The organism is Pseudomonas sp. 58(2021) (assembly GCF_017491585.1).
In the GTDB taxonomy this organism is placed as follows: domain Bacteria; phylum Pseudomonadota; class Gammaproteobacteria; order Pseudomonadales; family Pseudomonadaceae; genus Aquipseudomonas; species Aquipseudomonas fluorescens_BT.
In genome coordinates, this window is record NZ_JAFGYZ010000002.1 from 12,738 (window position 1) to 35,390 (window position 22,653).

The window sequence follows — 22,653 nt, forward strand, 5'->3', positions numbered from 1 at the left end:
TTGCTCGCGAAGGGGGCCGCACAGACAACACAAAAAACCACTGCCCGACAGAGGCAGAAAACCTCAAATAACCGTGAGGCAAAAAACCGTGATCGAGACCCTGAACCATCTCCCGCACCCGCACGAAAGTGCGGCCGCCCTCGCCGGCCATTTCACCGATCTGGCGCCGCCGCTCAACGACCGTCAGGCGCACCTGGAAGCCTCGCGCTGCCTGTATTGCTACGACGCACCTTGCGTGAATGCGTGCCCGAGCGAGATCGACATTCCGTCCTTCATCCGCAATATCCATCAGGACAACGTCCCCGGTGCAGCGCAGAAAATCCTCTCGGCGAACATCCTCGGCGGCAGTTGCGCCCGGGTCTGTCCGACCGAGATCCTCTGCCAGCAAGCCTGCGTGCGCAACAACGCCAATGAATGCGCACCGGTGCTGATCGGCCTGCTGCAACGCTACGCCGTGGACAACGCGAACTTCACTGAACATCCGTTCCAGCGTGCCGCCGCCACCGGCAAACGCATCGCCGTGGTCGGTGCCGGCCCGGCGGGTCTGTCCTGTGCCCATCGCAGCGCCATGCACGGGCATGACGTGGTGATTTTCGAAGCGAGGGAGAAGGCTGGCGGGCTCAACGAATACGGGATCGCCAAATACAAACTGGTGGACGACTACGCGCAGAAGGAACTGGATTTCCTCCTGCAAATCGGCGGCATCGAAATCCGTCACGGACAGAAACTCGGTGAGAACCTGACCCTCAGCGAATTGCATCAACAGTTCGACGCGGTGTTCCTCGGTCTCGGCCTCAATGCGAGCAAACAACTGGGTCTGGCTCACGAAGACGCCCCCGGCCTGCTCGCCGCCACCGACTACATCCGCGAACTGCGCCAGGCCGATGACCTGTCGCAACTGCCGCTGGCCGAACACTGCATCGTCCTCGGCGCTGGCAACACCGCCATCGACATGGCCGTGCAAATGGCCCGCCTCGGCGCCCGCGACGTCAACCTGGTCTATCGCCGTGGCGCGGCGGACATGGGCGCCACCGGCCATGAACAGGACATCGCCAAGGCCAATCAGGTGCGGTTGCTGACCTGGGCGCAACCGGACGAAGTCCTGCTCGACGCTCAGGGCAAGGTGCGCGGCATGCGCTTCGCCCGTACCCATCTGGTGGAAGGTCGTCTGCAAACCACTGGCGAGACCTTCGAACTGGCCGCCAATGCGATCTTCAAGGCCATCGGCCAGGCCTTCGACGGCAGCGCCCTCGCCGACCCGCTGGCCCGCGAACTCAAGCGTCAGGGCGAACGCATCCAGGTCGATGAAAACCTGCGCACCAGCATCCCCGGCGTGTATGCCGGCGGCGACTGCACCAGCGTCGATCAGGACCTGACCGTGCAAGCGGTGCAACACGGCAAGCGCGCCGCCGAGGCGATCAACGCTCAACTGATGCTCAACGTGGAGGCTGCGTAAATGGCCGATCTCTCGATTGTCTTCGCCGGTATCAAAGCCCCCAACCCGTTCTGGCTGGCCTCCGCGCCGCCGACCGACAAGGCCTACAACGTGGTGCGCGCCTTCGAGGCCGGATGGGGCGGTGTGGTCTGGAAAACCCTGGGTGAGGATCCGGCGGCGGTCAACGTGTCGTCGCGTTATTCGGCGCATTACGGCGCCAACCGCGAAGTGCTGGGCATCAACAACATCGAACTGATCACCGACCGCTCGCTGGAAATCAACCTGCGGGAAATCACTCAGGTGAAGAAGGACTGGCCTGACCGCGCGCTGATCGTGTCGCTGATGGTGCCGTGCGTCGAGGAGTCGTGGAAACACATCCTGCCGCTGGTGGAAGCCACCGGTGCCGACGGCATCGAGCTGAATTTCGGCTGCCCCCACGGCATGCCGGAGCGCGGCATGGGCGCGGCGGTCGGTCAGGTGCCGGAGTACGTCGAGCAGGTCACGCGCTGGTGCAAGACTTACTGCTCGCTGCCGGTGATTGTCAAACTCACCCCGAACATCACCGACATCCGCGTCGCCGCCCGCGCCGCACATCGGGGCGGCGCCGATGCGGTGTCGCTGATCAACACCATCAACTCGATCACCAGTGTCGACCTCGAACACATGGTCGCCCTGCCCACCGTCGGCAGCAAAAGCACCCACGGCGGTTATTGCGGCTCGGCGGTCAAGCCGATTGCACTGAACATGGTCGCGGAAATCGCCCGTGATCCGCAGACCCAGGGCCTGCCGATCTGCGGCATTGGCGGCATTGGCAGTTGGCGCGATGCAGCGGAGTTCATCGCGTTGGGCAGCGGCGCGGTGCAGGTGTGCACGGCGGCGATGCTGCATGGTTTCCGGATTGTCGATGAGATGAAGGATGGTTTGTCCCGCTGGATGGACAGTCAGGGTTACGCCAGCATCGCCGAGTTCTCCGGGCGTGCGGTGGGCAACACCACGGACTGGAAGTACCTGGACATCAACTATCAGGTGATCGCGAAGATCGATCAGCAAGCGTGTATCGGATGCGGGCGTTGCCACATTGCTTGCGAGGACACCTCACACCAGGCGATCAGCAGCCTGAAACAGGCCGATGGCACGCACAAATATGAAGTGATCGATGATGATTGCGTGGGGTGCAATCTGTGCCAGATCACCTGCCCGGTGGCGGATTGCATCGAGATGGTGCCGATGGAGACAGGGAAGCCGTTCCTGGACTGGAATCATGATCCGCGCAATCCCTACCATGTCAGCCCTTGAGGACAGCGGCGTCTGAGCCGACGCTTTCGCGAGCAGGCTCGCTCCCACCTTTGGAATGCATTTCCCTGTGGGAGCGAGCCTGCTCGCGAAGAGGCCAGCCCGGCCACCACAAGACTCAGGGCTCCAAACCTATCCCCCGCAAAATCACACTCGTCACCGTCTGCACCGCCCGCTCGAACTGCATGTCCGACAACGGCTGGTGCTCATTCAAAATATTCACCTGATGATCAAAGTCCGCATAGTGCTGGGTCGACGCCCAGATCATGTACAACAAACTCGACGGCTCCACCGGCAAAATCCGCTTGTCTTCCACCCAGTGACGGATCTTCGCTTCCTTCATCTTCGCCCAGTCATAGAGGCTCACATCCAGCGCTTCACCCAGCGTCGGCGCGCCGTGGATAATTTCGTTGGCCCAAACTTTCGAGCCGTAGGGCCGGCTGCGCGAGTGGTTCATCTTGGCGCGGATGTAGCTGCTGAGCACCACACGAGGATCATCGAACATCTCGAAGCACAGCGCGTCCTGCTTCCACACTTCCAGCAGGTCGAACAGCACGGCGCTGTACAGCTCGCTCTTGGTTGAAAAGTAGTAATGCAGGTTGGAGCGCGGCAGCTGCACTTCGGCGGCGATGTCAGCCATGGCGGTGCCGCCGAAGCCTTTTTCGGCGAACACTTTTTCCGCCGCCAGAAGGATTTTCTCGACATTGCTGCGGCGGATTTCGATCTTGTGATTGCCCATGAGGGCTCCCTGAAGACAACGTTGTTGAAGACTAGCATCCGCTCTGGGCAAGGGGCGACAGGCGAGAACGATTCTTCACACACTTGGGCTTTTTTCTGGTTTAGGATCGCCCCCCTTCTCCCTGTCAGACGCTGAAGGATCCTGTCGATGAACATTCGCAAGCGCATCGCCGCCGACGACCCGCAACTTGCCGACCTGTGGGAACGTTCGGTCCGCGCCACCCATGATTTTCTTCCGGAAGATGACATTCACCGGTTGTTCCCGCTGGTGCGTGACGCCTACCTGCCCGCACTGGATGTCTGGGTCTTCGAGAACCCCGACCGTTCCCCGGCAGGTTTCATCGCCACCGATGACGACACCGTGCAAATGCTGTTCATCGACCCGGCCCGGCGTGGCCAAGGTATCGGCCGCCGCTTGCTCGATCATGTCCGCCGCCCTTTGCTGAAGGTCGACGTCAATGAACAGAATCCGCAGGCCCACGGCTTCTACCGGCACTACGGATTCGAAGACATCGGCCGCTCGGCACTCGACGGCGAAGGCCGGCCTTTTCCGGTCATTCACATGCGCCTGAAAGCCCTGTGATCCTCTCTCTATACTCAGCCCGCCATTTCACTGAAAGGAACCTGCCCATGTCGATGAAGCAACTGCTCACTGCCGGCGCCCTGCTGGCCTCGCTGGTCGTCACTTCCCAGGCGTTCGCCCATGCTCACCTGAAAGGCGAAACCCCGGCCGCCGACAGCACCGTCGCCGCGCCTGCGGATTTGCGCCTGGTGTTTTCCGAAGGCGTCGAAGCCGGCTTCACCAAAGTCATCCTGACCCACGACGGGGCGCCGGTGAAGATCAAGCCGCTGACCACCGAAGGCGACAGGAAAACCCTGATCGTCACCCCCGAAGCACCGTTGACCGCTGGCGAATACAAGGTTGAATGGCACGCGGTGTCGGTCGACACGCACAAGAGCGAAGGCGCCTATCAGTTCAAGGTTGGCCAGTAATTCATGAATGACGCGCTGGTGCTGTGCCGGTTCCTGCATTTCATCGTGGTGTTGATGCTGTTCGGGGCCTGGCTGTTCCGGCCCCTGCTGCTCAAGGGTGACGCGCTGGCGCTGGATCGACACCTGGCGCGGCTGGCTCGTTGGTTGGCGGCGATCGCCCTGGCCAGCGGCGTTGCCTGGGCGTTGCTGATCACCGCGAGCATGGCCGGTTCAGCCGCTGCGGCGTTCGATCCGGACACTGTCGAGCGGGTGTTGGGCCATACGTTTTTTGGCCAGGTGTGGCGCTGGCACCTGCTGATCAATGCACTGTTGCTGGCGCTACTGTTTACGCCCTGGCGTTCGAGCCAGCCATTGCGGCTGGGCCTGAGCGCGTTGCTGCTGATGACCCTCGCGCCGGTCGGCCACGGGGCGATGCTCGACGGTTTCAGCGGCCAGATGTTGATCCTCAATCAGGTCATTCACCTGACCTGCGTCGGCGCCTGGCTCGGTGGGTTGTTGATGCTGGTGGCGATTCTGCGCCAGTCCGGCGAAACGGTGCGCTACGTCTTGCAGCGGTTCAGCGGGATCGGCTATGTGTTGGTTGCCGGCCTGCTGATCACCGGATTGATCAACGTGCGTGTCCTCACCGGCCAGTGGTGGCCGACGCCATTGTTCTCGGGCTTCGCCCTGATCCTGTTGATCAAGGCCTTGCTGGTGCTCGGGATGCTGGGGCTGGCGCTGTTCAATCGCTTGCGCATCCGTGATTGCGAACAGCGCGTCGATACCCTCAAGCGCAGCGTGATGCTGGAGTGGCTGCTGGGGATCGGTGCCGTAGCGGCGGTTTCCGTGCTCGGCACCCTGCCGCCAATGATTGCGGTCTGAGGTCAGTGTTTCTGAGTATCACCCTTCGCCGTATCGATGCTCACCACCACCGACATCCCCGGCCGCAAACGCTCGCTCTCCTGCTGATCCGGATCGATGGTGATGCGCACCGGCACACGCTGGGCAATCTTCACGAAGTTGCCGGTGGCATTGTCGGCCTGCAATAACGCGAACTCCGAACCGGTGCCGGGCGAGATGTGCTGAACGTGTCCGGTGAATCTGCGATGGTTCAGCGCATCGACGGTGAAGCTCACCGGTTGCCCGACCCGCACGTTATCCATCTGGGTTTCTTTCATGTTGGCAATCACCCACTTCTGGTCCGGCACCAGCGCCATCAGTTGCGCCCCGGAATTGACGTAGGCACCCAGACGCACGCCGATCTGCCCGAGCTGACCGTCACGCGGGGCAATGATGCGGGTGTTGGACAGGTCGATTCGCGCCAGTTGCACGGCGGCCTCGGCACTGGCCACTGCGGCCTCCAGCGAGCCACGATTGACGATCACGGTTTGCAGATCCTGCCGGGCGATTTCCAGATTGGCCTTGGCCTGGGCCACCGATGCAATGCTTTGCGCGTTGGCGGCCAGCGCCACGTCCATCTCGCGTTTGGACACCGAGCCGTCATTGACCAGCGCCGTGTTGCGGCGCAGGTCCGCCTCGCTTTTGCGCAATTGCGCCTCGCTGTCGGCCACCACCGCCTGACGCAACTTGATGGTCGCCTCGGCGCTGTTGCGCTGCTGCACCACATTGGCCAGCGCAGCCTTCTGCACCGCCAGTTGCGCCAGCGACTGATCGAGACGTTGCTGATAGATGCGGTCATCGAGACGCACCAGCAAATCCCCTTGCTTCACAAACTGGAAATCCTGCACCGGCACTTCAAACACATAGCCACTGAGCTGCGGGCCGATGATCGTCACCTGCCCGCGCACCAGGGCGTTTTCAGTGGTCTCCACCGCGCTGCTGAACGGCGGCAACTGCCAGGCATAGAGCACGATCAGCACACCGACGATGGCGACCCCGGCAAAGCCCAGCGACGAGATGATCCGCACCCGCAACGAGCGCGGCTCGGTATTCGGTGATGACGGCGGCGCCACGCCTTCAGGGGTGGCGGCAATGGCATTGGTGGTCGTGGTAGTCGGTTCAGTCATGAAGAAGTGGCACCGCTGGAAGGTACGGAAGGTGTCGGGGCGACGGCTCTTGTGGTGCTGATCAGCCACAGCGCGCGGATGGAAATCCAGATCATGGTCAGGATCGCGATCACCGCGATCAGCATGAACACATCGTTATAGGCCAGTACGTTGGCCTCGCGGGTGGCGGCGTTGGCCAGGCTGCGAATGCCTTGCAGGTTGCGCAGGCTCGGGTCGGCGATCAGTGAGCCGACCGCCGAACCGCCGCTCTGCACACGAGCGGCGACGCGGGGATCGGAAAGCACCAGTTGCTCGACGATGTGGCTGGAATGAAATTTCTCGCGAACGATCTGGAACGTCCCCAGCAACGCCGCGCCGATCAGGCCGCCGAGGTTGTTGCAGATCCCGAACAGCACCGAAAAGCTCACCAGATTGCGCGGATTGGTCAGCACGTTGCGGGTGCCGAGGACCATGGTCGGACCGAGGAAAAAAGTGCTGCCGAACGCCAACAGAAACTGGCTGAAATACAGGTTGCCGGGGCGGGTCAGGTTGTTCGAGGAACTGTCGATGATCGAACCGGTGGCCATCAACGCCAGCGAGATGATCAGCGGCATCAGCAGGTGTTTCGGGTCGATGGTCAGCGCACTGGTCAGCAGCCCGGCAACGCTGCCGATCAGCATCACCACATACAGGCTATGAAGCTGTTGGCTGCTCATGTTCAGGTATTGCATAAAGCCCACGGCACCGGTGGATTGCTCCGAGGTGACCATGCGAATCAGGATCACCGCCAGTGCCAGGCGGATCATCACTCCGCTGCCGAGCCAGCGGGTCATCAGCATCGGGTTGCTGCGGTTATGTTCGATGGCCAGTCCCGCGAGAATCAGGGCAATCGACGCGGCCAGGGCGATGCCGATCCAGTCGGCCTCCAGCCACCAGTCGATCCGGCCCAGGGACAACACGGCGCACAGCAAAGCCACGCCACTGGCCAGAATCGCGAAGGTGAGGAAGTCGAGGGGTTCGAAAGTCTTGAACCGGTCACCCGGCGGCAGTTTGAGCATCAATACACAGCCCAGCGACAGCAACGCCATGCCCAATTCGAACAGATACAAGCCGCGCCATTCAGCGATCTGCAGCAAGTCTTCGGAAAACAGTCGCGCCAGTGGCAAGGCCAGTTGCGATGTGCCCAGGCCCAGCACCAGCGCCTTCATCCGCCACTTGGCCGGGAACGCCTGCACCATGTAATACAGGCCCAGCGAACTGAGCGCCGCGCCAACCATGCCGTGGGCCGCACGCACGGCGATGGCCGAGTTCAGGTCATTGACGAACAAATGGCCGAAGGTCACCAGCGCATACAGCACCAGAAACACCTCGGTGAACGCCCGCAGCCCGAACTGCTGGCGAAACTTCACCAGCAGCAGGTTCATCGAAACGTTGGTCATCACGTACGCCGCCGGCAGCCACGCCATCTCCGCCGTGGTCGCCCCGAGCGCGCCTTGCAGGTAAGGCAGGTTGGCGACCACCAGCGAATTGCCCAACCCGCCGGTCAACGCCACCAGCAACCCCACCAGCGCGTAGGCCAGACGCTTGGGGTTGGAGTGCAGCGGCGTCGAGGGGGATCCGGGCAAACTGGGCTTCTCGTGAGGCTGCCAGTTGCGCGGGGTGTATTGGTTCATTGCTTGGCCTTGTACGGTGATGGCTTGAGTTTGCCGCAAAACGGCAGCCAAACACATATCCCTGTGGGTGCTTGCTCACACGGCTTTGGGGTGGATTCGTAAATTTTGTTTAAAAGTCATCTCGCCCGCAGCGGATTTTTCCCAAGCGTAGCGGATGCCAACCTTGCCGCACTTCTCAACCTGCAAGGTGCCCGTTATGACCACGCCCCGCTGGCAACGCTCCCCGCGTCTGCTGAAAAATCTACTGGCAGCCGCCCTGTTGCTGCCCACCCTCGCCTTCGCCCAGGAACGCCCGTGGCCGGATGGCTCGCAACTGGTGATTTCGGTGTCGATGCAATTCGAAACCGGCGGCCAGCCCGAGGGCGCAGAAAGTCCGTTCTCCGGCACACCGCTGCCCAAAGGCTACCCGGATCTGCCGGCGCAGACCTGGTTCGATTACGGCTACAAGGAAGGTCTGTGGCGCATGCTCGATCTGTGGGATCGCACCGGCATCAAGGTCACCTCCCACGTGGTCGGCGAAGCGGCGCTCAAGCACCCGGAACTGGCCAAGGCAATTGCCGAACGCGGCCATGAACTGGCGGCCCACGGCATGCGCTGGGCCGACTCGTACAACATGAACTACGCCCAGGAAAAACAGTTCATCGGTGACGGCGTCGCCGCGGTAGAGAAAATCACCGGCCAACGCTCGGTGGGCTACAACGCCAACTGGCTGCGCCGCAGCCCCAACACGCTGAAGGTGCTGCAGGACCTGAATTTCACCTACCACATCGATGACGTCAGCCGCGACGAACCCTTCGTGACCATGGTTCGCGGGCGCAAATTCGCCGTGGTGCCCTACACCCTACGCAACAACGACATCGTGCTGATCGAAGGCCGGCATTTCTCCGCCGAGCAGTTCTATCAGCAGCTGGTGCTGGAGTTCGATCGACTCTATGCAGAAGGCGCAAGCAAGCGGCGGATGATGTCGGTGAGTCTGCACGACCGCATCGGCGGCACGCCGGCAATGGTCGAGGCCATGGAGCGCTTCATCCGCTATGCGCAATCACATCCGAAGGTGACGTTCATGCGCAAGGATCAGATCGCCCAGGTGGTGCTGACCGAGAAAAACCCGCTGATCGACAACACCGAGGCGGCGTACAACCAGTGATAAAAAAAATCGCAGCCAAGGCTGCGATTTTCTCTTTAACGACTCAGGCCCGCAGCAACATGTACACGGCGACGACCAAGCACACACTGGCAAATCCCACCTGCAACGTCCGCGCCGGCACCCGCGCACAGAGTTTTCGGCCAACGATCATGCCGATGATGCTGGCCACGATGAACGCCATGCCCAGGTGATCGATCCGCACCCCGGCATGAAATGCACCGATCACGCCGATGGCGGAAATCAGGCTGATGACCATCAACGACGTGGCGACGATGCCGCGCATCTGCACATCGGTCAGTTGCTTGAACGCCGGCACGATCAGGAACCCGCCACCGACGCCGAGCAGTCCGGACACCACACCGGTCACCGCCCCCAGCGCTGCGAGGGTTGCGGTGCATTTGGCGGTCCAGTCGAAACGGCCGGTCTGTTCATTGAGCATGCAGTTCTTCTGCCCCCAACTGGCGTGGCCATGATCACTCGGACCCTCTTGCTGGCGTTCGCGACGCAGCATGCGCCAGGCCACCATGACCATCAGCAGGCTGAAGAGGATCATCAGGACCTTCTCCGGCAACTGGTGCGCGAGGTAGATGCCCAGTGGCGAAAACACGGCGCCTAGCGCAGCGATCAACAGCGCCGCGCGGTAGCGCACCAGCCCATGGCGCAGACCATCGATGGCCCCGACTGCCGCCGCACTGCCCACGGCGAACAGCGCCACCGGTGCTGCCTGCGTCATCGTCCAGCCCAGACCGAGCACCAGCGCCGGTACCGCGAGAATCCCGCCACCCGCCCCGGTCAGTCCGAGGATCAATCCCATCACCACGCCAAACAGACTTGCCAGCAACATAGGGAGTACTCAGTCGACTTTGGACACACCGGTCAGCCACTCGCGGCCCTTGAGCATGCCGTTCCAGTAGAACCACGGCAGCAGGGACGCCTTCAGCCACCACGCGGAACGTCGTGGCACGGTCGGGTCGAGGGGGAAGGTCGGCAGCAATTTACCGCCGTAGCCGAACTCGGCGAGGATCACCTTGCCCTTCTCCACCGTCAGCGGGCAGGAACCGTAGCCGTCATACTTCAGCGGCAACGCCAGAGACTTGCGCTGGGCCAGCAGGTTCTCGGCGACCACCACGACCTGCTTGCGCACGGCGGCAGCGGTCTTCGCGTTGGTGGTGTTGCAGATATCGCCGAGTGCGAACACCTGCGGGTAACGCGGATGTTGCAGGCTGTGCGGGTTGACCTCACACCAGCCGGCGGCGTCGGCCAGCGGACTTTGTGCGATGAAGTCAGGGGAGACCTGTGGCGGTACGACGTGCAGCAGATCGAAGGTCTTGGCTACCTGAGTGACGTTGCCATCGGCATCCTTGACTTCGAACCACGCGGTTTTTGCCGGCCCGTCGACCTTGACAAGATTGGCGTTGAACGCGAGACGGGCGTTGTATTTTTCGATGTATTTCATCAGCGGGGGCACGAACGTCGCCACGCCGAACAACGCCGCGCCGGCCAGGTTGAATTCAACCTCGACCTTGTTCAATACGCCTGTTTTGAGCCAGTGATCGCAGGACAGGTACAGCGCCTTCTGCGGAGCGCCGGCGCATTTGATCGGCATCGCCGGCTGGGTGAACAGCGCTTTGCCGCCGCGCAGTTTCTGCACCTGATCCCAAGTGTATTGCGCATGCTGATAACTGTAGTTGGAGGTGACGCCGTGCTGGCCGAGGCTTTCCTGCAGGCCTTCGATCTTCTCCCACGCCAGGCGCAGACCGGGACAGACGATCAGGTTCTGGTAGCTGACGGTACGTTGATCGTTGAGGGTGAGTTGGCGTGTGTCGGGATCGATGCCGGTCACGGCTGCCTGAATCCAGGTAGCCTGACGCGGTATCACCCTGTTCATCGGTCTGGAGGTGTCCCTGACATCGTAGGCCCCACCGCCGACCAGCGTCCACGCCGGCTGGTAGTAATGCTGGGCACTCGGCTCGATCACCGTGATGTTCAGGCCGGGATCGCGCTTGAGCAGGCTCGCGACAAAACCGATGCCGGCAGTGCCGCCGCCGATGACCACGATGTCCGCACTGATGGATGGGCCCCAGTGTTGATCGTTCATTGCTTGTTCCTTATTGCTGCACGCAAGGATAGCCGGGTCTATTGCGCCCAGCTTTTGAGCACGGCTCCACAGTAGAGTCCGGACAGTGTTTTCATTACCTGGATCACTTCGTGACTGGCCAGACCGTAGAAAATGTACTTGCCTTCACGACGGGTCGCGACCAGCCCTTCATCGCGCAGGATGCCCAATTGCTGGGACAGGGTCGGCTGGCGCACACCGGTCATTTTTTCCAGTTCGCCGACATTGCGTTCGCCCTGGGTCAACTGGCACAGGATCAGCAGCCGATCCTCATTGGCCAGGGCCTTGAGCAGCGAACAGGCCTTGGAGGCCGAGGCCCGCAGTTGGGCGACTTCACATTCGGTCAGACTGGATTGCATTTGCAGGATGCCTTCAACGTCACTTAAGCTGCGGACATTATGTGTTTACATAAAGTGTTGCAACCCTGACTTTCCACCTATTTGCACAGGACCCTGTCCATGCCCGCGATGATTGAAGCGTTCCTCGACCCCGCCTCCTCGACCTACAGCTACGTGGTCTACGAGGCCGCTGGCGGACAGTGCGCAATCGTCGATTCCGTGCTTGATTACGATGGTGCCGCGGGCCGTACCTGTACGGCTCAGGCAGACAAAATCATTGCCTTCGTACGAGCCCACAATCTGCAGGTGCAGTGGTTGCTGGAAACCCACGCCCACGCCGATCACCTCTCCGCCGCGCCCTATCTGCGTCGTGAATTGGGCGGCAAGATCGCGATTGGTGAATCGATCAGCAAAGTGCAGAACGTGTTCAAGGCTCTGTTCAACCTTGAGCCGGAATTTTGCGTCGACGGCTCACAGTTCGATCACCTGTTCGCACCGAACGAGTCATTCAGGATCGGCAACCTCAAGGCGACTGCCCTGCACGTTCCCGGCCACACCCCGGCAGACATGGCCTACCTGATCGACGGCGAGCAGATCCTGGTCGGTGACACGTTGTTCATGCCCGACGTCGGTACCGCCCGCTGCGACTTCCCCGGCGGCAATGCCCATCAACTGTTCCATTCGATCCATAAACTGCTGGCCTTCCCCGCCAGCGTGAAGCTCTACGTCTGCCACGACTATCCGCCGCAAGGTCGCGCCTCGCAGTGCCAGACCACCGTCGGCGAACAGCGCAAAAGCAATATCCATGTGCATGATGGCGTCGATGAAGCCGCGTTCGTCGATATGCGTACCAGACGTGACGCGGGGTTGGGAATGCCGACCCTGTTGCTGCCGGCGATCCAGGTCAACGTGCGGGCGGGTAATCTGCCGCCGGCGGAAGGCAATGGCGTGACGTACCTCAAGATTCCGATCAATGCGTTATAGGAAAAAGCTGCACAGGGCGTGATGGAGGAAGCTTTTCCCACATAACGCGTCGATAGCGATGAACTGGTTTAATTCCGGCCAGCAGGCAGACTTCATTGGGCAATCAACCAATGGAGTTTTTGAAATATGGATATTCGCCGCAACCATCGGGATCTGTCCCGGGATGAAAAATCCGCCTTCATCGAAGCGATCCTCAAGCTGAAAAACAACGTCGACAGCGTACTGCGCCCCGGTCAGCAGAGTCGTTACGATGACTTCGTCCAGATCCACAAGAACTCAATGGGACGGGGCAACCCGCTGGACCCCAATCCGCATGGCAGTCCCCTGTTCTTTCCCTGGCACCGGATTCTGATTCGCCAGTTCGAGCTGGCCCTGCAAGCCGCTGCCAATGATCCGGGCATCACCCTGCCCTACTGGAACTGGCAACTCGGGGGGGCCGACAACCCCTTCACCTCCGATTTCATGGGGGGAAATGGCGACAACACGCTGGGGCAGCGCGTCACCGCCGGCCCGTTTTCCCGGGAGCACTCTCAATTTGAAGTGGCGGTATGGGACGAGGCACCGGGAAACACGGGCCTGCTTCGAAACCTGGGCGCAGAAGGCGCACTGCCTTCGGCAGAGGCCGTCATTTCTGCCCTTAACAGGACGCCCTACTGGCTGGAGCCCGACGGTTGGGAAAACGTTGCAGAAAGAGAGCTGCACAATCCGGTTCATGCATGGGTCGGTGGCAACATGCTACACGCGGCGTCCCCGAACGACCCGGTCTTCTTCCTGCATCACTGCTACATGGATCTGTTGTGGGAACGCTGGAAGCATCAACATCCGCGCCTCCCGGCATTCACGTCCAGGGAAGGCGATCCCGATGCCATGAATGAAACAGCACTGGTTTTCCACCCGGAGAATGAACCCGCCCCCTGGGCACAAACATTCACGGTTGGGCAGGCGATCCATACGACGGAGCTGAATTATCGATATGACTACCTGTAATCCTCTCAGCGATCAGTTGCCGAGGGTCAAACCGTTCGCCGGCAACGGCAAAGCGGTCTTGTAGCGCACCTGCTTGAGTGCAAAGCTTGACCGTATGTTCGCCACGCCCGGTACCTTGGTCAGAAAGTCCATCATGAAGCGCTCGAGCGACTGAATGGTCGGCACCAGCACCCGAATCAGATAATCCGGGTCGCCGGCCATCAGGTAGCACTCCATAACTTCCGGGCGGTCGGATATCGCCTCTTCGAAATGCTGCAAAGCTTCCTCCACCTGCTTCTCCAGGCTGACGTGAATGAACACGTTCACGTGCAGCCCGAGCAGGTCGGCATCGAGCAGGGTCACCTGCTCACGGATCAGCCCCAGTTCTTCCATCGCCTTGACCCGGTTGAAGCACGGCGTCGGCGACAGATTGACCGAACGGGCCAGATCGGCGTTGGTGATGCGCGCATTCTCCTGAAGGCTGTTGAGAATGCCGATGTCGGTACGGTCCAGTTTGCGCATGAGACAAAACCACCTGTTTTTTATGTTTATGCAGAATTTCTATCTGCAAATGATCTCCAGCGCAACGAAACAGAGAGAAATATTCTTCTTGCCCGGGCCTATGATTGTTGTAGGACAAGATTTCTTTTATCGAAGAATGACTGCCAGCTCACTACAAGAAATTCACAAGATCGAGCGTAGAAGCCATGACCCAAGCGTATGAACCGCTGCGTCTGCACGTCCCTGAACCCTCGGGCCGCCCAGGCTGCAAAACCGACTTCTCCTACCTGCATCTGACCGATGCCGGCACGGTGCGCAAACCTTCCATCGACGTTGAACCGGCCGACACCGCCGACCTGGCTCGTGGCCTGATCCGCGTGCTCGACGACCAGGGCAACGCCCTCGGCCCATGGGCCGAAAACGTGCCGGTCGAGATCCTGCGCAAAGGCATGCGCGCCATGCTCAAGACCCGGATCTATGACAACCGCATGGTAGTCGCCCAGCGTCAGAAAAAAATGTCGTTCTACATGCAGAGCCTCGGCGAAGAAGCCATCGGCAGCGCCCAGGCCCTGGCCTTGAACATCGACGACATGTGCTTCCCGACCTACCGCCAGCAAAGCATTCTGATGGCTCGCGACGTGCCATTGGTCGACCTGATCTGCCAACTGCTGTCCAACGAGCGCGACCCGCTCAAGGGTCGTCAGCTGCCGATCATGTACTCGGTCAAGGACGCCGGTTTCTTCACCATTTCCGGCAACCTCGCCACTCAATTCATTCAAGGCGTGGGCTGGGGCATGGCTTCGGCGATCAAGGGCGACACCAAAATCGCCTCGGCCTGGATCGGCGACGGCGCCACCGCCGAATCGGACTTCCACACCGCCCTCACCTTCGCCCACGTTTACCGTGCGCCGGTGATCCTCAACGTGGTCAATAACCAGTGGGCAATCTCGACCTTCCAGGCCATCGCCGGTGGTGAAGCCACCACCTTCGCCGGACGCGGCGTCGGTTGCGGCATCGCCTCTCTACGGGTTGACGGCAACGACTTCTACGCGGTCTACGCCGCTTCCGCCTGGGCCGCCGAACGCGCCCGCCGCAACCTCGGCCCGACCATGATCGAATGGGTCACCTACCGCGCCGGCCCGCACTCGACCTCCGACGATCCGTCCAAATACCGTCCTGCCGACGACTGGAGCCACTTCCCGCTGGGCGACCCGATTGCCCGCCTGAAACAGCACCTGATCAAGGTCGGCCACTGGTCGGAAGAAGAGCACGCCGCCGTCAGCGCCGAGCTCGAAGCCGAAGTGATCGCTGCACAGAAAGAGGCCGAACAGTACGGCACCCTCGCCGGCGGCCAGATTCCAAGCGCCGCAACCATGTTCGAAGACGTCTACAAAGAGATGCCGGAGCACTTGAAGCGCCAGCGTCAGCAGTTGGGGATCTGACATGAACGATCACAACAACAATATTCAGTTGGAAACCGCCATGACCACGACCACCATGACCATGATCCAGGCCCTGCGCTCGGCCATGGATGTGATGCTTGAGCGTGACGACAACGTGGTGGTGTTCGGCCAGGACGTCGGCTACTTCGGCGGTGTGTTCCGCTGCACCGAAGGGCTGCAGGCCAAGTACGGCACCTCGCGGGTGTTCGACGCGCCGATCTCCGAAAGCGGCATCGTCGGTGTCGCCGTGGGCATGGGCGCTTATGGCTTGCGACCTGTCGCTGAAATCCAGTTTGCCGACTACGTGTACCCGGCGTCCGACCAGATCATTTCCGAAGCCGCCCGCCTGCGTTATCGCTCGGCCGGCGAGTTCACTGCGCCGATGACCCTGCGCATGCCCTGCGGCGGCGGCATCTACGGGGGCCAGACCCACAGCCAGAGCATCGAGGCGATGTTCACTCAGGTCTGTGGTCTGCGCACCGTCATGCCGTCCAACCCGTATGACGCCAAAGGCCTGCTGATCGCCTCCATCGAAAACGATGACCCGGTGATCTTCCTCGAGCCGAAACGCCTGTACAACGGCCCGTTCGACGGCCACCACGACCGCCCGGTAACCCCGTGGTCGAAACACCCGGCCGCGCAAGTGCCGGACGGTTACTACACCGTGCCGCTGGACGTCGCTGCCATTACCCGTCCGGGCAAGGACGTGACCGTCCTGACCTACGGCACCACCGTGTACGTGTCGCAAGTCGCCGCCGAAGAATCCGGCGTGGATGCCGAAGTCATCGACCTGCGCAGCCTGTGGCCGCTGGACCTGGAAACCATCGTCAAATCCGTTAAGAAAACCGGCCGTTGCGTCGTGGTACATGAAGCCACCCGCACCTGCGGTTTCGGCGCCGAGCTGGTGTCGCTGGTGCAAGAGCATTGCTTCCACCACCTGGAAGCGCCGATCGAACGCGTCACCGGTTGGGACACCCCCTACCCGCACGCGCAGGAGTGGGCGTATTTCCCTGGGCCGTCCCGAGTGGGCGCGGCGCTGAAACGGGTCATGGAGGTCTGAATGGGCACGCACGTTATCAAGATGCCGGACATCGGCGAAGGCATCGCAGAAGTTGAACTGTCGCAATGGCACGTCAAGGTCGGCGATCTGGTGGTTGAAGATCAGGTGCTGGCCGACGTGATGACCGACAAGGCGATGGTGGATATCCCGTCGCCAGTACACGGCAAGGTGATTGCGCTGGGCGGTCAGCCGGGTGAAGTGATGGCGGTCGGCAGTGTGCTGATCAGCATCGAGGTTGAAGGTGCGGGCAATCTGAAGGAGTCCGACAATCCAGCTCCCGTTGCGGCGAAGGAAACACCTGTCGCACCGAAAGTTGAAGCTGTCGTTGAAAGCAAACCCGCCGCGCCACGTACGACTCCGGTTTGCCAGGGCCCGATGGTTGCCCGTGAAGCCAATGAACGCCCGCTGGCCTCGCCCGCCGTGCGCAAACATGCGCTGGATCTGGGCATTCAATTGCGTCTGGTGCGCGGTTCCGGTCCAGCCGGTCGTGTATTGCACGAAGACCTCGAGGCTTATCTGGCTCAAGGTCAGTCGAACGCTTCCGCGCCGGTCGCCGCCGCGTACGCCCAGCGTAACGATGAAGAACAGATTCAGGTTATCGGCATGCGCCGCAAGATTGCTCAGCGCATGCAGGACGCGACTCAGCGCGCTGCACACTTCAGTTATGTCGAGGAAATCGATGTCACCGCGATTGAAGAACTGCGCGCCCATCTGAACGAAAAACACGGCGCCAGCCGTGGCAAGTTGACCCTGCTGCCGTTCCTGGTGCGCGCGCTGGTTGTCGCCCTGCGTGACTTCCCGCAAATGAACGCCCGTTACGACGACGAAGCCCAGGTCATCACCCGCCTCGGCGCGGTGCATGTCGGCGTCGCCACCCAAAGCGATGTCGGCCTGATGGTGCCGGTGGTGCGTCATGCCGAAGCGCGCAGCCTGTGGGACAGCGCGGCGGAAATCGCCCGTCTGGCCACTGCAGCCCGCAATGGCAAGGCCAGCCGCGATGAGCTGTCCGGTTCGACCATCACCCTGACCAGTCTCGGCGCCCTTGGCGGCATCGTCAGCACCCCGGTGCTGAATCTGCCGGAAGTGGCCATCGTCGGCGTCAACAAAATCGTCGAACGACCGATGGTCGTCAAAGGCCAGGTGGTGATCCGCAAGATGATGAACCTCTCCAGCTCCTTCGATCACCGCGTGGTCGACGGCATGGACGCGGCGCTCTTCATCCAGGCCATTCGTGGCCTGCTCGAACAACCCGCGACCCTGTTTGTGGAGTGATGGCATGCAATCTTTGAACACCACGCTGCTGATCATCGGCGGCGGCCCTGGCGGTTACGTGACGGCCATTCGGGCCGGGCAACTGGGCATTTCGACCATTCTGGTCGAGGGCGAATCGCTGGGCGGCACCTGCCTGAATATCGGCTGCATTCCGTCGAAAGCGTTGATTCATGTGGCCGAGCAGTTTCACCAGACGCAACATCACAATCAGCATTCGGCACTGGGCATCAGCGTTTCCGCGCCGACACTCGACATCTCCAAGAGCGTCGAGTGGAAGGACGGCATCGTCGATCGCCTGACCACCGGCGTCGCCGCGCTGCTGAAGAAGCACAAGGTTCAGGTCATCAACGGCTGGGCCAAAGTCATCGACGGCAAGACCGTGGAAGTCGGCGATACCCGCATCCAGTGCGAGCATCTGGTGCTAGCCACCGGCTCGAAAAGCGTCAACCTGCCGATCCTGCCGATTGGCGGGCCAATCATCTCGTCCACCGAAGCGCTGGCACCGAAGTCGGTACCGAAACGTTTGATCGTGGTCGGCGGTGGTTACATCGGCCTGGAGCTGGGCATTGCCTATCGCAAGCTCGGCGCCGAGGTCAGTGTGGTCGAGGCGCAGGATCGGATTCTGCCGGCCTACGACGCCGAGCTGACCCAACCGGTGCACGACGCGCTGAAGCAACTGGGCGTGAAGCTGTACCTCAAGCACAGCGTGCTGGGCTTTGACGGTACGTTGCAGGTGCGCGATCCGAACGGCGACACCCTGAACCTGGAAACCGATCAGGTGCTGGTGGCCGTCGGTCGCAAACCCAATACCCAGGGCTGGAACCTCGAAGCGCTGAACCTGGACATGAATGGTTCGGCGATCAAGATCGACAGCCGCTGCCAGACCAGCATGCGCAACGTCTACGCCATCGGCGACCTGAGCGGCGAGCCGATGCTGGCCCACCGCGCCATGGCCCAGGGCGAGATGGTCGCCGAGCTGATCAGCGGCAAACGCCGCGAATTCAACCCGACCGCCATTGCTGCCGTGTGCTTCACCGACCCGGAACTGGTCGTGGTCGGCAAGACGCCGGATGAAGCCAAGGCGGCGGGACTGGACTGCATCGTGTCGAACTTCCCGTTCGCGGCCAACGGCCGGGCGATGACCCTGGAATCGAAAACCGGTTTCGTGCGAGTGGTCGCCCGTCGGGACAATCATGTGATTGTCGGCTGGCAGGCGGTGGGTGTCGGGGTCTCGGAATTGTCGACCGCGTTCGCCCAAAGCCTGGAAATGGGTGCGCGACTGGAAGACATCGGCGGCACCATCCATGCGCATCCGACCCTGGGTGAAGCGGTGCAGGAGGCGGCGTTGCGTGCGCTTGGGCACGCGTTGCACCTGTAAAAAACCGCTGCGGGGGAGTTTTTTCATAAGCAGGCTAATAAATCTGCGGCTCCCCCCATCGCCCGGGCTGCGAAACCGCTCAAGAATGAAGTATTGTTGTGCCCATCCAAAAAAACGTCAGAAGCCTTGAACCGCTTCGGCGGTTGTTCAGTGATAGAGGGTGTCATGGGTAACGAAAGCATCAACTGGGACAAGCTGGGTTTTGACTACATCAAGACCGACAAACGCTATCTGTCGTACTTTCGCAATGGCGAGTGGGACAAAGGCACCCTGACCGAAGACAACGTGCTGCACATCAGCGAAGGCTCCACTGCCCTTCACTATGGCCAGCAATGCTTCGAAGGCCTGAAGGCCTATCGTTGCAAGGACGGCTCGATCAACCTGTTCCGTCCGGACCAGAACGCCGCGCGCATGCAACGCAGCTGCGCCCGCCTGCTGATGCCGCATGTGTCCACCGAGCAGTTCATCGAAGCGTGCAAGCAAGTGGTTCGCGCCAACGAGCGCTTCATCCCGCCTTACGGCACCGGCGGCGCGCTGTACCTGCGTCCGTTCGTGATCGGCGTGGGTGACAACATCGGCGTGCGTACCGCACCTGAGTTCATCTTCTCGGTGTTCGCGATCCCGGTCGGCGCCTACTTCAAGGGCGGCCTGACCCCGCACAACTTCCAGATCTCCACCTTCGACCGCGCCGCGCCACAAGGCACCGGTGCCGCCAAGGTCGGTGGCAACTACGCCGCCAGCCTGATGCCGGGCTCCCAGGCCAAGAAAGCGCACTTCGCTGACGCCATCTACCTGGATCCGCTGACCCACAAGAAGATCGAAGAAGTCGGTTCGGCCAACTTCTTCGGGATCACCCACGACAACAAGTTCGTGACCCCGAACTCGCCGTCGGTACTGCCGGGTATCACCCGTCTGTCGCTGATCGAACTGGCCAAGTCCCGTCTGGGCCTGGAAGTGGTCGAAGGCGACGTGTTCATCGACAAGCTGTCGGACTTCAAGGAAGCCGGTGCCTGCGGTACTGCTGCGGTGATCACCCCGATCGGCGGCATCAGCTACAACGACCATCTGCACGTGTTCCACAGCGAAACCGAAGTCGGCCCTGTGACCCAGAAGCTCTACAAAGAGCTGACTGGTGTGCAGACCGGCGACATCGAAGCGCCAGCAGGCTGGATCGTCAAGGTCTGATCTGACAGCCATATGCACAAAAGCCCCCATCGAGTGATCGATGGGGGCTTTTTTATTCGCCGCGCTCGCTGGCCTTCATGGCAATCCGTTTGTCCGCACGACCGGCAATTCCGCTCGCCTGTCCGTTCTGCTGCTTGCCCATTCGTGCCTGGGTAATCAATCCGGGAATCAGCTCCCCCTCCGGCAGGTTCTTCCAGAACCGCGTCGGCAAATGCCCCTGCATGACTTTCTCGTTCAACCGCGCCGGGTTGAAGATGTGGCTGTAGTACGTCAGCCATAAGTCACCGTGGGGATCATCGACGTTCTGCGCCAGTTGCTGCCATTCCACTGGGCATTGGCGTTGATGGATCAGTTGTTCGCCATCGTAATAAACCCCATCACGCGGCGTGGCGATCAGCCAGCGATGACGCCCCATGCGCCCGATGAAGTGTTCGCTGGCACTGCGCAGAATGTCGTGAGCCGCTTCGTGCCACGCCACGTATTGCGGGCCCGGCAGCTCTGGCGGGCGCTCGATGAAACGCACAAACGCATGCAGATGATGGGCTTCGCGTTGCACCTGCTTGATCCGCCGTTGCAACTCGCTGCCCAGCTTGTCGCCGGCCATCATTGCCGTGCGATCGCCATGGCTGACCCGCCAAAGCACTTCATAAAGCAGACTCCAACGCTGATCCCCACGGTAGCGTGATGCTTGTTCGAGGGTGTCGAGCAACGCGCGTGGAATACGCGCCTGAAACGGTCCCTGCCCTTCGGGTACCGACACGTCACTGGCAAACAGATCACTCACCCCTTCCGAAGCCCAGCTCACCAGACTCGGATCGATTTCATGGCTGAGCAGCCAGCGGGCCTGTCGGCGCCAGGTGTCGAACAGGTCGTCGCAGTCGAGATTGATCATCCCCACAGCCCCATCTGCTGCGGCATCGGCCGGTCGCGCAACTGCTGATAGAGCATCTGACTGGTGACCTCCGCTTGCTGCGGGTGATAGTCGCTGGTGATGATGAATGGCTTGGCCTTGGCCAGCACACAGCGCATGCGGGCTACGTCTTCGTAGCGAATGCGCCGCTGCCGACGCAGCTCCACCAGACGTTCGGTGGTGCGCAGGCCGATGCCGGGGATACGTGAGATCAACGCCGGTTCGGCGCGATTGAGGTCCAGCGGAAACACCTCGCGGTTCTGCAGCGCCCAGGCCAGCTTCGGGTCAATGTCCAGCGCCAGATTGCCCGGCCCCTGAAGCAACTCACCGGCGCTGTAGCCGTAACTGCGCAACAGAAAGTCAGCCTGATACAAGCGGTGCTCGCGCATCAGCGGCGGTGCGGCCAGTGGCACGCTTTTCGGGCTGTCGGGAATCGGGCTGAACGCCGAGTAATAGACCCGGCGCAGACGGAAGTTGCCGTACAACGCCTGGGCGCTGTGCAGGATCGTGCTGTCATCGGTGTCATCGGCGCCGACGATCATCTGCGTGCTCTGCCCGGCCGGGGCGAACTTCGGGGCACGGGGTTCGTTGAGCACGGTCTGCACGCCGGTGTAGATCGTGTTCATCGCCTGCTTGATCGAGCCGATCTGCTTCTCCGGCGCCAGGGTTTGCAGGCTGGCATCGGTGGGCAATTCGATGTTGACGCTCAGGCGGTCGGCGTAACGCCCGGCCTCTTCGATCAGAGCGGGATCTGCGTCAGGAATGGTCTTGAGATGGATGTAGCCACGGAACTCATGATCTTCGCGCAACAGCTTCGCGACACGCACCAGTTGCTCCATGGTGTAGTCCGCCGAACGAATGATCCCCGAGCTGAGAAACAACCCGCTGACGCAATTGCGCCGGTAGAAATCCAGGGTCAGCGTCACCACTTCCTCTGGCGTGAAACGCGCCCGCGGCACGTCGCTGGAGCGGCGGTTGACGCAGTATTGGCAGTCGTAGAGGCAGAAATTGGTCAACAGGACCTTGAGCAGCGACACGCAACGCCCGTCCGGCGTGTAGCTGTGGCAGATGCCCATGCCGTCGGTGGAGCCCAGCCCGCTCTTGCCCTCGGAGCTGCGCTTGGGCGCGCCGCTGCTGGCGCAGGAGGCGTCGTACTTGGCGGCGTCGGCGAGGATGCTGAGCTTGTCGATGATTTGCATGGTACGGACCCGATACTGTTCGCATATACAGTATAGAG

Annotated in this window: 22 protein-coding genes; 13 read left to right on the forward strand and 9 right to left on the reverse strand. The window is 61.4% G+C overall.

All coding sequences use genetic code 11. From position 1 onward, the window contains the following. The first annotated feature begins 88 nt into the window (after positions 1-88). Entirely contained in the window at positions 89-1,456 is a 1,368-nt protein-coding gene (locus J5M72_RS02060) for an NAD(P)-dependent oxidoreductase (RefSeq protein ID WP_207863873.1), read from the forward strand. Beyond that, positions 1,457-2,731 (forward strand): NAD-dependent dihydropyrimidine dehydrogenase subunit PreA, encoded by a 1,275-nt coding sequence (gene preA, locus J5M72_RS02065; protein WP_207863874.1) that lies wholly within the window; start codon positions 1,457-1,459, stop codon positions 2,729-2,731. 115 nt (positions 2,732-2,846) lie between these two features. Here preA and J5M72_RS02070 read toward each other — a convergent pair whose 3' ends face one another. Beyond that, entirely contained in the window at positions 2,847-3,467 is a 621-nt protein-coding gene (locus tag J5M72_RS02070) for a TetR/AcrR family transcriptional regulator (protein WP_207863875.1), read from the reverse strand. A 147-nt stretch (positions 3,468-3,614) separates the two neighbouring features. Between J5M72_RS02070 and J5M72_RS02075 the strand changes: the two genes are divergently transcribed. Genes J5M72_RS02075 through copD form a run of 3 tightly spaced genes read left to right on the forward strand, consistent with a single transcriptional unit; the run spans position 3,615 to position 5,320 of the window. Beyond that, positions 3,615-4,049 carry a GNAT family N-acetyltransferase gene (locus J5M72_RS02075; protein WP_207863877.1) on the forward strand — a complete coding sequence of 145 codons (435 nt, stop codon included), beginning with the start codon at positions 3,615-3,617 and terminating at the stop codon, positions 4,047-4,049. Between the two features lie 47 nt (positions 4,050-4,096). Next, entirely contained in the window at positions 4,097-4,459 is a 363-nt protein-coding gene (gene copC / locus J5M72_RS02080; RefSeq protein ID WP_207863878.1) for a copper homeostasis periplasmic binding protein CopC, read from the forward strand. Between the two features lie 3 nt (positions 4,460-4,462). Then, the gene (copD, locus tag J5M72_RS02085; RefSeq protein ID WP_207863879.1) at positions 4,463-5,320 is read left to right on the forward strand and encodes a copper homeostasis membrane protein CopD; all 858 of its coding nucleotides are present in this window, start codon (positions 4,463-4,465) and stop codon (positions 5,318-5,320) included. A gap of 2 nt (positions 5,321-5,322) precedes the next feature. Here copD and J5M72_RS02090 read toward each other — a convergent pair whose 3' ends face one another. Both J5M72_RS02090 and J5M72_RS02095 read right to left on the reverse strand, forming a co-directional pair. Then, entirely contained in the window at positions 5,323-6,465 is a 1,143-nt protein-coding gene (locus tag J5M72_RS02090; protein ID WP_207863880.1) for an HlyD family secretion protein, read from the reverse strand. After that, the gene (locus tag J5M72_RS02095) at positions 6,462-8,117 is read right to left on the reverse strand and encodes an MFS transporter (RefSeq protein ID WP_207863881.1); all 1,656 of its coding nucleotides are present in this window, start codon (positions 8,115-8,117) and stop codon (positions 6,462-6,464) included. Before J5M72_RS02095 ends, J5M72_RS02090 begins: the two co-directional genes overlap by 4 nt. 196 nt (positions 8,118-8,313) lie before the next feature. Between J5M72_RS02095 and J5M72_RS02100 the strand changes: the two genes are divergently transcribed. Further along, a complete protein-coding gene (locus tag J5M72_RS02100; RefSeq protein ID WP_207863882.1) occupies positions 8,314-9,264 on the forward strand; it encodes a polysaccharide deacetylase family protein in 951 nt (316 codons plus the stop codon). A 43-nt stretch (positions 9,265-9,307) separates the two neighbouring features. On the opposite strand, the gene J5M72_RS02105 is transcribed toward J5M72_RS02100, so the two are convergent. The 3 genes from J5M72_RS02105 to J5M72_RS02115 are packed head-to-tail and all read right to left on the reverse strand — an operon-like array spanning position 9,308 to position 11,739. Then, positions 9,308-10,108 carry a sulfite exporter TauE/SafE family protein gene (locus tag J5M72_RS02105; RefSeq protein ID WP_169430850.1) on the reverse strand — a complete coding sequence of 267 codons (801 nt, stop codon included), beginning with the start codon at positions 10,106-10,108 and terminating at the stop codon, positions 9,308-9,310. Between the two features lie 9 nt (positions 10,109-10,117). After that, entirely contained in the window at positions 10,118-11,362 is a 1,245-nt protein-coding gene (locus tag J5M72_RS02110) for an FAD/NAD(P)-binding oxidoreductase (RefSeq protein WP_169430851.1), read from the reverse strand. Positions 11,363-11,400: 38 nt separating this feature from the next. Then, positions 11,401-11,739: a metalloregulator ArsR/SmtB family transcription factor gene (locus tag J5M72_RS02115; RefSeq protein WP_007952897.1), complete on the reverse strand. Its 339-nt coding sequence runs from the start codon at positions 11,737-11,739 to the stop codon at positions 11,401-11,403. A 99-nt stretch (positions 11,740-11,838) separates the two neighbouring features. Here J5M72_RS02115 and J5M72_RS02120 point away from each other — a divergent pair, with 99 nt between their 5' ends. Both J5M72_RS02120 and J5M72_RS02125 read left to right on the forward strand, forming a co-directional pair. Continuing rightward, positions 11,839-12,702: an MBL fold metallo-hydrolase gene (locus J5M72_RS02120; RefSeq protein ID WP_169430852.1), complete on the forward strand. Its 864-nt coding sequence runs from the start codon at positions 11,839-11,841 to the stop codon at positions 12,700-12,702. Positions 12,703-12,828: 126 nt separating this feature from the next. Continuing rightward, entirely contained in the window at positions 12,829-13,689 is an 861-nt protein-coding gene (locus tag J5M72_RS02125; RefSeq protein WP_207863883.1) for a tyrosinase family protein, read from the forward strand. 12 nt (positions 13,690-13,701) lie between these two features. On the opposite strand, the gene bkdR is transcribed toward J5M72_RS02125, so the two are convergent. Next, complete coding sequence (gene bkdR / locus J5M72_RS02130) at positions 13,702-14,190, reverse strand: Bkd operon transcriptional regulator BkdR (protein WP_007915088.1); 489 nt, start codon at positions 14,188-14,190, stop codon at positions 13,702-13,704. Between the two features lie 185 nt (positions 14,191-14,375). Between bkdR and J5M72_RS02135 the strand changes: the two genes are divergently transcribed. The 5 genes from J5M72_RS02135 (at position 14,376) to J5M72_RS02155 (ending at position 20,506) form a co-directional block, all read left to right on the forward strand. Then, positions 14,376-15,611: a 3-methyl-2-oxobutanoate dehydrogenase (2-methylpropanoyl-transferring) subunit alpha gene (locus tag J5M72_RS02135; protein WP_169430854.1), complete on the forward strand. Its 1,236-nt coding sequence runs from the start codon at positions 14,376-14,378 to the stop codon at positions 15,609-15,611. Between the two features lies 1 nt (position 15,612). Further along, positions 15,613-16,671 carry an alpha-ketoacid dehydrogenase subunit beta gene (locus J5M72_RS02140; protein WP_085698142.1) on the forward strand — a complete coding sequence of 353 codons (1,059 nt, stop codon included), beginning with the start codon at positions 15,613-15,615 and terminating at the stop codon, positions 16,669-16,671. Further along, the gene (locus tag J5M72_RS02145) at positions 16,672-17,943 is read left to right on the forward strand and encodes a dihydrolipoamide acetyltransferase family protein (RefSeq protein ID WP_207863884.1); all 1,272 of its coding nucleotides are present in this window, start codon (positions 16,672-16,674) and stop codon (positions 17,941-17,943) included. A gap of 4 nt (positions 17,944-17,947) precedes the next feature. After that, positions 17,948-19,321 carry a dihydrolipoyl dehydrogenase gene (gene lpdA, locus J5M72_RS02150; protein ID WP_207863885.1) on the forward strand — a complete coding sequence of 458 codons (1,374 nt, stop codon included), beginning with the start codon at positions 17,948-17,950 and terminating at the stop codon, positions 19,319-19,321. Positions 19,322-19,486: 165 nt separating this feature from the next. Beyond that, positions 19,487-20,506, forward strand: coding sequence for a branched-chain amino acid aminotransferase (locus J5M72_RS02155; RefSeq protein WP_085698139.1), 1,020 nt, complete (start codon positions 19,487-19,489; stop codon positions 20,504-20,506). 52 nt (positions 20,507-20,558) lie between these two features. Here the strand turns inward: J5M72_RS02155 and J5M72_RS02160 are convergent, their stop codons facing one another. Together J5M72_RS02160 and J5M72_RS02165 are read right to left on the reverse strand one after the other, a co-directional pair. Continuing rightward, positions 20,559-21,398 carry a TIGR03915 family putative DNA repair protein gene (locus J5M72_RS02160; RefSeq protein WP_207863886.1) on the reverse strand — a complete coding sequence of 280 codons (840 nt, stop codon included), beginning with the start codon at positions 21,396-21,398 and terminating at the stop codon, positions 20,559-20,561. Continuing rightward, positions 21,395-22,615, reverse strand: coding sequence for a putative DNA modification/repair radical SAM protein (locus J5M72_RS02165; protein WP_207863887.1), 1,221 nt, complete (start codon positions 22,613-22,615; stop codon positions 21,395-21,397). The genes J5M72_RS02160 and J5M72_RS02165 overlap by 4 nt, the downstream gene beginning before the upstream one ends. Positions 22,616-22,653: the final 38 nt, after the last annotated feature.